The sequence below is a fragment of the Haladaptatus ordinarius genome, assembly GCF_054177595.1.
Genome location: NZ_JBPEHH010000126.1, coordinates 1 through 9317, shown reverse-complemented (window position 1 = coordinate 9317; position 9317 = coordinate 1). Strand labels below are relative to the sequence as shown.

The following is a 9317-nucleotide window of genomic DNA, read 5'->3' as shown; positions in this document are numbered from 1 at the left end:
GTCGAAACGACTGATTCAGAACCATCGGTGAACAATGTCGGTCACAGCGGTTGCTACCGCTGTTCTCTCAAGATATCAGTACTCTAGTGGTTTGTAGAATTTGAGATCCCGAACTTGTGTTCTTCGGGATGCGAGTCGAATTGATATAGCGACATACAGTGTATATGTGCGATAGTAAACGCCGCGCACATCGTCTCGTGCTACTTGCTAACAATAATCTTGATGCGAAGAGTGAGTTTGGCCGGCCACTGCGAGCGGTGACGTTCGCTCGGTCGGGCCGGTCAACGGTTCGTTACCGCGATAAGCCTGACCGTTCGGTCGCTCGGTACGAAAACAGAACTTCGAAACGGGAGATTACCTGCCACCTTTCGCCGCTTCCTCGGCCGACATCGGAACGCCCTTCGGCGGTTCGAGATTCACGTTCTCGCCGGTGTTCGTTCCTCTCGCCTCGACGTCACCACCGTGGGTACCGACGAATCCACCCTGGATGTCGGAGTCGATGACTTCAGTCGTACCGTACCACGACCAGACGCCGCGGTCGTTGACCGCACCGGGGCTGGAACAGTTCTCGCCACAGGGCGGCGTGCTATCGTCCACTTTCACGACGCAGTTTTTGACGTAGGGAGTCCGGTCGCCCTTCGCGTTCATCCGGATGTTGGAGATATTGTTCGAGTGGAAGTACGAATCCTCGACGTTCGTGATACCGGTTGCACCCTGACTTCCCGGCCCGGAGGCGTACAGTCCGTTGTTTACCGTGTTGGCGATGTGCGTGCGTCGGACGGTGATGACACCCTGATGAGGCATGTTAGCGTTCACCCAGACGCCACCGCCGCTCTCTCGTTCTTTGATGCCGTCGCCCATGTAGACGTTCTCGATGAGGCCTTCTCCGTCCGGTGATTCGACGCCTGGCATCATGATGAAACTCTCGCCGCTGTGTTCACCTTTGATACCGACGTTGCGGATCGTCCAGCCGTTTCCACTGGTCGTGAACGCCACGCCCGCCCCTTCGGCGGTCACGTCGATGAGTTTGTTCTCGTACGTCTGACCGTCACCGACCTCGATGGCCTTGTGTTCGCCAGCGGCGACGGTTATCGTCTCGTATTCTTCTGCGCCCGCCAAACCGCTTACGCTCGCTGCACCCGTCGCGGCAATCGCGGAACCGGCCAGCTTCAGGTACGAGCGTCGGTTGAGTAACGTTCCGTTGTCGTTCTTTTCGTTCTCGAGTTCGCGTGCCATGCAAGTTCAATGTGAGATTGGTAGCCTAAAAGTGCGTCGGTTCGTCTTCAATGTATAGCTACCAATTTATAAGTAACCTGTACTCGGGCACTGTGATCGTGGAAATCCGTCGTTACAGCCCGGTGGCGTCCCTCCTCCCGGAACACGAACGAGCCACCGTCGCTCACCCGATTTCGGGCGACGAACGGTGCAGTACGCACTCCTTACCGTCCCCGTAACCGGACGTGACGTGCGTCTCTATCGATGTCGCGGGCGATGGTTCGTTCGACGCGGCGAGCAGACCGGTAAGGAAAACCTGTCGCGCTCTCTTCCGGAGTATAACAAAGTTCGTCGGAAGGGGGTCTAGAGTGGCATGAAAGACGGTGTGACTGGTAATCGACCCGGACGGGCCACTGTCGACACCCCGAAAGTGTTCTGTCTCTCGAAAACGACCGCCATGAAGACGGAGTGGCCGACCGTCGCCACTGGACGAATCGACGTCCGACCTGCGTGGAGCGTGGACGATGGAATCTGAGGAAGCGAGAACAGTCGTCCTCGGATTCGACGCGCTCGATTTCGACTTCCTCGACGCGTTCGAAGAGGAGTTACCGAACTTCGGGCGACTCCGCGCTAAAGGCGTTGCCGCCCCGCTTCGCTCGACTCATCCGCCGTGGACCGGGAGCGCGTGGCCATCGATGTACACCGGAACCGACCCGACCCACCACAACGCCTTCTCGTTCTTCGATTACACCGACACGTATCCGGACGAGGCGGAGGTCCTCACGCGCAACGACGTTACCGCACCGGCACTGTGGAACTATCTCACCGCCATCGACGAGCCGTCTATCGTTCTCAACCTGCCCGTCACCCATCCAGCGGAACCACTCACGGGAGCGCTCGTTCCGGGTTACCTGGCGAGTGAAGACGCCGAGGGATATCCTTCGAACATCAGAAACGAACTATCCGACGCACTCGACGAAGAGTACACCATCTACTCGAAGGGCGAGCTATCGAGCGACAAATCGGAGAAACTCGACGGGTACGTCGAGCTCGTCGGGCTGCGCGAACGTGCCGCCCGTTATCTCCTCGAACATTGGGACTGGCGTATCGCTATCGTACAGGTACAGAAGACCGACGCTGTCTTCCACAACTTCGACGACCCGGACGCCTTCCGTCGAATCTACCGAGCGGCGGACCGTCTCGTCGGAACCGTGATGGAGACGGTGGGCGACGCCAACGTCGTCGTCTGCTCTGACCATGGGATGGGGCGAACGGACGGGTACAAGATCTTCGTCAACGAAGTGCTCCGTGAACACGGCTTCGTCGAGTCTGCTACGGCGGGCGACGACCACGGAACCGGCCTCTCCGTGGTGAAAGGGTCGCTCGTCAATCCCGACGAACAGTCCGATACAGGGTCGGAAAGAACCGCTACCCAGACGGCGTTGTCGTGGGGCGTGACCGGTCTGGAAACGGTCGGTCTCACACCGGGGAAAGTGTACGCGTCGGCCCAGCGCGTCGGTCTGGGTTCGGTACTCAAGCAAGCACTCCCGGCAGACGCGGTAGACGCCGCAGAACGAACCGTCGATTGGCGACGGTCGAAAGCGTACTGTCGCGCACTGGGCGAGTTGGGCGTTCGAATCAACCTCGCCGGGCGCGACCCCGACGGCGTCGTTCCCCGGTCGGAGTACGAGGCAGTTCGGACAGAACTCGTCGAACTCCTGTCGGCGCTACGAACGCCGGACGGAGAGCAAGCGTTCGAGTTCGTGGGACGGGCCGAGGAAGTGGCCGACGGGAACGACCCGAAGAGCGGCCCCGACGTGGTGTTCATGCCGACCGAGATGAACCATCTTGTCCTCCCGAGTCTCGTCGGGACGCAGTTTCTCCCCGTCGACGAGTACAATCACAAACCGAACGGCGTATTCATCGGCGCGGGGCCGGCGTTCGACGAGACGAGCGACTGTGACGGTCTCTCGCTGACCGACGTGGCACCCATCGCCATGGCGACGGCAGGTATCCCCGTCCCCGAACGGATGACCGGAACCGTCCCGGACGGGATGGTGACGGTTCCGGTGACCGAACGAGAGTACACCGACGTCGAGTACGGAATCGGCAGCGAAACCGCTGGAGAGAGCCAGGTTGAAACGAGACTGGAGGACCTCGGCTACCTCTAACTCATGGGTACGGAACGAGAGCTTAGAAGCCTCCTGTCGAGTGCGAGTCTCGTGTTCGTCGGTGCAGCAGTCGCGTCAGTCGCGAAGTTGGCCGAACGAATCGTTCTCGGTCGATGGCTCTCGACTGCGGCCTACGGCGAGTTCAACATCGCGCTCACGACGATGTCGCTCGGCGTCACCCTCGCGCTCGTCGGGTTCAGTCAAGGAATCCCGCGATACATCTCTCGATTCGACGACGAGCGAGACGTCCGCGGCGCGTGGGTGACTGGCATCCTCGTTGCCGGTGCAATGGGCGTCGTGTTGACGAGTCTGCTGTATCTCAACGCGGAGTTTCTCACCGCAAACCTGTTCGACCGGCCAGATTCCGACAACCTCGTCCCGGTGTTCGCGCTCGCCGTGCCGTTGGTCGTGGGGTTTCGAGTCGGTGTCGGCGGGATTCGGGGCTTCGAGAACACGATTTACAAAACCTACGTCGCAGACTTGCTGTATCCCTTCGGCAGACTCCTCCTGCTCGGCGTACTGCTGTGGATGGGTTTCGGGGCGGTGGCGGCGGGATACGCCTACCTCGTCAGTGCGGGGGTGGCGTTTCTCGTCGCCCACTATCTGTTGAACCGATTGTTTCCGCTCGTCGGTGAGTTCCGACTGCACGTGCGCGAGATGGCGGTGTTCTCCGCGCCACTCGTCGTCTCGTCCGTCCTCGCCGACCTCCTCACGCGGACCGACACCGTGATGCTCGGGTACTTCACCACCTCACACGAGGTCGGACTGTACGCGGCGGCGTACCCACTCGCGAACAGCCTCCTCATCGCGCTCGCGTCGTTCGGTTTTCTCTATCTCCCGCTGGCGTCGCGCCTCGACGCGAACGGGGAACGAGACGAGATATCCACCATCTACCAACTGACCACGAAGTGGGTGTTCATCGTCACGTTCCCGGCGTTCCTCCTGTTCGTGACGTTCCCCGCCGACGTCCTGTCTGTGTTCTTCGGCGACCGCTACACGGAGGGTGCAGTCGCACTGAGCATCCTCTCTGTCGGCTTCTTCACGAACGCCGCCGGAGGACGAAATCGTGAGACGTTGTCGGCGCTCGGCCACACGAAACTGATACTCGCCGGCAACGCGGTCGCTTTCTGCCTCAATCTCGCGTTGAACCTGGTGTTGATACCGGCCTACGGGTTCGTCGGTGCTGCGGTGGCGTCCGCGACGGCGAACGTCACCCTCAACGTCTTCATGTTCGTCGTGCTGTGGTCGAAGTTCGGCATCTCGCCCTTCTCGCGGTGGACGGTCCGGACGATGACGCGCGTACCACTACTGCTGTTCCCGCCGACGGTGGTTCTCGCTCGTCTGGTCTCGCTCTCCGCGTTCACGCTCCCGTTGGCGCTCGTCGCCGCCGCTATCGCCACCCTCGTCGTCGTCTCTACGCTGGGATGTCTCCAACCGGAAGACAGGGTCGTCGTCGACTTCGTCGAGAGTATGACCGACACGAAACTGCCGTTCTTGCACGGTTACGTGCCCGAGACGACCGAGTAAGCGCTGGTCTCTCTCGGTCGACGACTATTCCTTCGAGCGTCACGACACTTCCCACACAGTTCGTACCGCACTCCGACACCAGGTGGAGTTCTCCGGATGCCATTTCGGCCGCCTACCGGGACCGAATAATATAGCGACATACAATTTATTCGGTCGGGAAACGACGGAGAAACCCCCCTCTGGCGAATATCATCATTCGACACACGTTCGTGAGAACGTCACCCCAAGAGTGTCTCGACCGTTGACCGACGCAACAACGTCGAGATCTCGTCGAGGTGCACTCTCGTCGCAAATCGGGTACTGCACCCAGAGTCCCCGTCGTAGCGGCGTTCGAGAGCGATTCGAAAAATCTGTGTCGGTGTGTCCGGTCGGTCGTCTCACAGTCAGCATCCGATAACGACGGTGTACCGCGTTCGTCACGGCCAACGGTGCGATGGCCCGACGGACTGCGGCTGTAGTCTCTTCTCGTCGTTCCGACCGCCTGGAGTTCCGTCAGTGCTCGGTCGACCGGGATGGCGAGTGATTCGGATGAGAATTCGAGATTGCGTCGCATCAATCGAGTGAGAGAACACGAGAAACTCGTCACCAACTGGAAGGACTCTCAACTGACTCGTCGTTCGAGACCGAGATGTGGAAAATCGAGCCCGATTCTATATCTCTCCCTATGGTACCACACAACGGAGTTTCGTAGTCCTACAGGTGAGGATATGGGGGATACTGGGGAGCAATGAGAGGGCCAGTAGCGAAGATAAGTTCGCTTATCACGCTCTGTAGTACACATTGATATACCGGGAGTGAGACGTGGAACCATGGCCGACGACGGGACGGAACGAACTGTCGTGAAGACGTACATTCCGGAGTACCAAAAAGACGAGTGGCAGGCACACGCCGACGACCTCGATATGAGCCAGAGCGAGTTCGTCAGGGCCATGGTGCAGGCCGGAAGACAGGGATTCGAGCTCGATCGCGTGCAACCTGTTTCCGAGGGGTCGAATCCCGGGAGTGACGAGCTCGAAACACGGTTGCTCGACCTTCTCGATTCCGAGGGCTACCTGTCGTGGGAGCAACTGGTCGAACGGCTCGTGGGCGACTTCGAAGACCGACTCGACGGATTGCTCGACGAACTCCAGTCGAGAAATCGAGTCCAGTACAGCGGGCGACACGGTGGATACACGCTCGTCGGAGGGACCGATGGCGACGAGTAGTCCCGCCAACCCCGACCCAGACGACCCGGTCGGGTACTTCCTCCAGGACCTGCTCTATCACGGGAAGAGCGAGCGAACGAGAGGGGCATACGAGCGCGTTCTCCGACGTTTCGAGGCATTTCTCTCCGACCCCGAACGCAACCCATCGGGCCGAAGTGTCGCGCCCGAAGCGGCGACTCAGCGCGACTGCATGGCGTGGATACACACCCTTCGGGGCGACCACGCCGAGAGCACCATCGCCACCTACGCGTCGTATCTCCACCGGTTCTACGCGTACATGACGCAAGTCGGGGCGTTCGAATCGAATCCGATGGCGCTGGTCGTGGAGGAGATGCACGAATCCGTCGACAAAGACCCGACTCGCCGTGAAATTTCGGTGGCGGACATGCGGGAGTTCGTCGCGGGCGTGACCCACCCCCTAGAGCGTGCGGTGGTCTGCACGCTCCTGAAGACGGGGATGCGTGTTGGCGAACTCTGTAACCTCGACCTTCGGGACGTAAACCTCGCAGACGACGGGGTTCGAACCGAGTACACGCTAGGAGACCGCCCGCAACTCGACGGACGACCCGATTCGATATTCGTCGCCGCAGACCCGACGCGCGGGCAGGTCGTCAACGGCGAGGAGCGAACTGCGTCGAACAAGCGAAAGCGCGAGACCGTCGTTCCCGTGGACGACGAGCTTCGTCGGGTGCTCGTCCGGTGGTTGGCGATTCGGCCGGACGCGATTTCGAGTGCAGAGCCGCTGTTCGTCAGCACGAGCAGCGAATGGGGCGAACGATTGACGCCGAAGATGGTTCGGAACGTCGTCGAACGCCACGCCCGCGGGGCAGGGTGGTATCGGACCGGCGGGGGCGCAGAAGAGAACGTTACGCCCCACTATTTCAGGCACTTTTTCACGACCCATCTCCGCGACCGCACCGGCGACCGTGGAATCGTAAAGTACCTCCGGGGCGACGTGGCGAGCGACATCATCGACACCTACACCCACAACTGGGGTGACCGGGTGAGAGAGGTGTACGAAGCGAACGTCTACGCCCTGCTGTAAACCGGATTGAACGATACGCATCGGTGACAGGGACGATTCTCCGGGACTGAATGGATTCTGCGATTTCGAAGTAGTCGAACCGACCATATTCTGGTACCATCACTCCAACATATGTTTATTAATCTATAATTTTTGATTGGAGGGTCTGTCCAGTTACGGACTCATAAATCGGATGTCGCTATACAAAAGGCGAGGAGGAGGGAGGTCACGTTTTCGGGATCTCGATAGCTACAAACCACCAGACAGCTGATACACTGCTCAGAATTGTTCCCAGTGAGACTGTCGAGAGAAACTGTTTGTGAAGAAGTGTTACTCTTCGTCTCCAGATTCAACTTCGTTCATCGCATCCATTCCCTGCTGAATCGGATGTTCATCGTGGAGATCCTCGCTTCGAAGATAGCCATCTGCGAGGATGTTGTCTTCCATCTCACTCTTGTAGATCACCCTCCAGCCGTGACCTGCTTCGTAGGTCACGGCTGTGACCCAGTCATAACCAATGAACATCGCAGTATCCATTATCTCACCATGATCTGAGTCGAATTTCATCTCATCTTGCATGATCATCTGGAGACGGTCATGCCGTTCGAGTGTGTCTCGTTCACTGCTTTTGAGCGGACGATCCGGAAGTGACTCGACAAGACTTTCCTCTTCGACCATACCGTATCAACATTCAGGACGTGAATAATCGTTCTGGAACTGCCGCCTAATCCCATGAGATATCCTAATAGGCTCGTCCTCTCCAGTCCCACCAATGGCAGTCGAAATCGTACCTACTGATGACGACGCCCCCGCGCTGGCGGGGGCGATCGTCCATCATGCTGGGAAAGTTTGCGAGTCAGCGGATCACCTCTGGCGTGTTCTTGGAGACGTCTCGATTCCAACCAACGGACTGGCTGATGACCGCCAGCAGCACAAGGTCGCAAACGGCACTGAGCCGATGGCTCGGGTCTTTCTCTACCAGCAGATCTACGACCTCGCCCAGAGCGAGGTCGCAGATCGCCTCAAAAACCGTCCATCACTACTGAAGAAACTGGACTTGGAGACGACACCGTCCCAACAGTCCATTTCATACGCGTGGGATCAGTTCAGCGAACAGACTGAACTGACGCTCACCGCTGCAGCGACGGGTATCGCGCAAGAAGCCGTTGACCACGGTGTCATTATGGAAGCACGCGTTCCGATCATCCCGGACGAAGACGATATCGACGAAGACGGCGACGAACCGACGGCAACACGCGAGCACGTCCGAGAACACGGTAGCAAGCTCGTCGAACTCGCCAGGCGGCACGCCTTCGGCGAGTTCGACTCCCACAGGGCCGAGAACACGGTTTACGAGGACGAACAGATCCTTGATCTGTTCTCCTCGGCCTGCCTTACGAAAGGAAGTGCTCATTCGGAGGGAGAAGCCGGCTGGTTTCTCGACGAAAACGACATTTGTGACGACTCGACGTTCCTGCGAGTGATCAAGCAGTTCGCGATGCCGGCTGATCAAGAAGTCCCTGATTCACTCCAAGACCAACAGATCGAGGATATCGTGGCGTTCACCGAGGTGTTCCGCGAGTATCTCATGGACGCGTTCGATACTGCAACCGAGAATATTCTCCAGACGATCCGTTACGAAAATCCATTCGACGACCGCCACGTCGTGGCGGCCGTCGATGTCACGCGCGTTCCATACCATGTCTGGCCGTGGATCGATAAGGATGCAGAGATCCCGAAGTCGGCGTATCCGCCGATGGTGAGCGGCTACGTCGACGACGGTGAGTTGAAACACGGCTACACGTTCGCGACGATCACGATCGTCGGGAACGACGTGCCGATCATCCTGGGTATCGAATCAGTCAAAGAGCACTCAGAGTGGGAACCAGCCGACGCACCAGCTGACTCGAAAGCAGACGTGGTCGCTCGTCTGCTTTCGAGAGCCCAGCAGTACGTTGATCTCGACGAAGTCCTGCTGGATCGTGGGTTCTACACCAGGCGAGTCCACGCTGAGATAGACAGTCGTGACCTGCTGTACACAATGCCAGTTCCGAAGTACGAGCCGGATTACCGGGCGATTAAGCAAATCAAGAGCAAAGAGGGCGTTGACGCCGCTGTCAACCACGACGTCCCCGTCGGGATCGACGGCGACGTCGATCACACTGCCGAGTATCT

8 protein-coding genes are annotated in these 9317 nt (G+C 59.0%); 6 read left to right on the top strand and 2 right to left on the bottom strand.

Annotated elements, in window-relative coordinates; genetic code table 11:
• Positions 1-354: 354 nt before the first annotated feature.
• Entirely contained in the window at positions 355-1236 is an 882-nt protein-coding gene (locus ACR3FF_RS23765; RefSeq protein WP_458190609.1) for a hypothetical protein, read from the bottom strand.
• Between the two features lie 352 nt (positions 1237-1588).
• Between ACR3FF_RS23765 and ACR3FF_RS23760 the strand changes: the two genes are divergently transcribed.
• The 5 genes from ACR3FF_RS23760 (at position 1589) to ACR3FF_RS23740 (ending at position 7163) form a co-directional block, all read left to right on the top strand.
• Positions 1589-1750 (top strand): hypothetical protein, encoded by a 162-nt coding sequence (locus ACR3FF_RS23760; protein WP_458190608.1) that lies wholly within the window; start codon positions 1589-1591, stop codon positions 1748-1750.
• Positions 1740-3386, top strand: coding sequence for an alkaline phosphatase family protein (locus ACR3FF_RS23755; protein WP_458190607.1), 1647 nt, complete (start codon positions 1740-1742; stop codon positions 3384-3386). Before ACR3FF_RS23760 ends, ACR3FF_RS23755 begins: the two co-directional genes overlap by 11 nt.
• Before the next feature lie 3 nt (positions 3387-3389).
• Positions 3390-4913 carry a flippase gene (locus ACR3FF_RS23750; protein ID WP_458190606.1) on the top strand — a complete coding sequence of 508 codons (1524 nt, stop codon included), beginning with the start codon at positions 3390-3392 and terminating at the stop codon, positions 4911-4913.
• Positions 4914-5722: 809 nt separating this feature from the next.
• The gene (locus ACR3FF_RS23745) at positions 5723-6118 is read left to right on the top strand and encodes a DUF5805 domain-containing protein (protein ID WP_458190605.1); all 396 of its coding nucleotides are present in this window, start codon (positions 5723-5725) and stop codon (positions 6116-6118) included.
• A complete protein-coding gene (locus tag ACR3FF_RS23740; RefSeq protein WP_458190604.1) occupies positions 6105-7163 on the top strand; it encodes a tyrosine-type recombinase/integrase in 1059 nt (352 codons plus the stop codon). The genes ACR3FF_RS23745 and ACR3FF_RS23740 overlap by 14 nt, the downstream gene beginning before the upstream one ends.
• A 309-nt stretch (positions 7164-7472) precedes the next feature.
• Here ACR3FF_RS23740 and ACR3FF_RS23735 read toward each other — a convergent pair whose 3' ends face one another.
• Positions 7473-7820: a DUF7964 domain-containing protein gene (locus ACR3FF_RS23735; protein ID WP_458190603.1), complete on the bottom strand. Its 348-nt coding sequence runs from the start codon at positions 7818-7820 to the stop codon at positions 7473-7475.
• Positions 7821-7914: 94 nt separating this feature from the next.
• Between ACR3FF_RS23735 and ACR3FF_RS23730 the strand changes: the two genes are divergently transcribed.
• On the top strand, positions 7915-9317 hold a 1403-nt coding region (locus ACR3FF_RS23730; RefSeq protein ID WP_458190602.1), incomplete at its 3' end, for an ISNCY family transposase.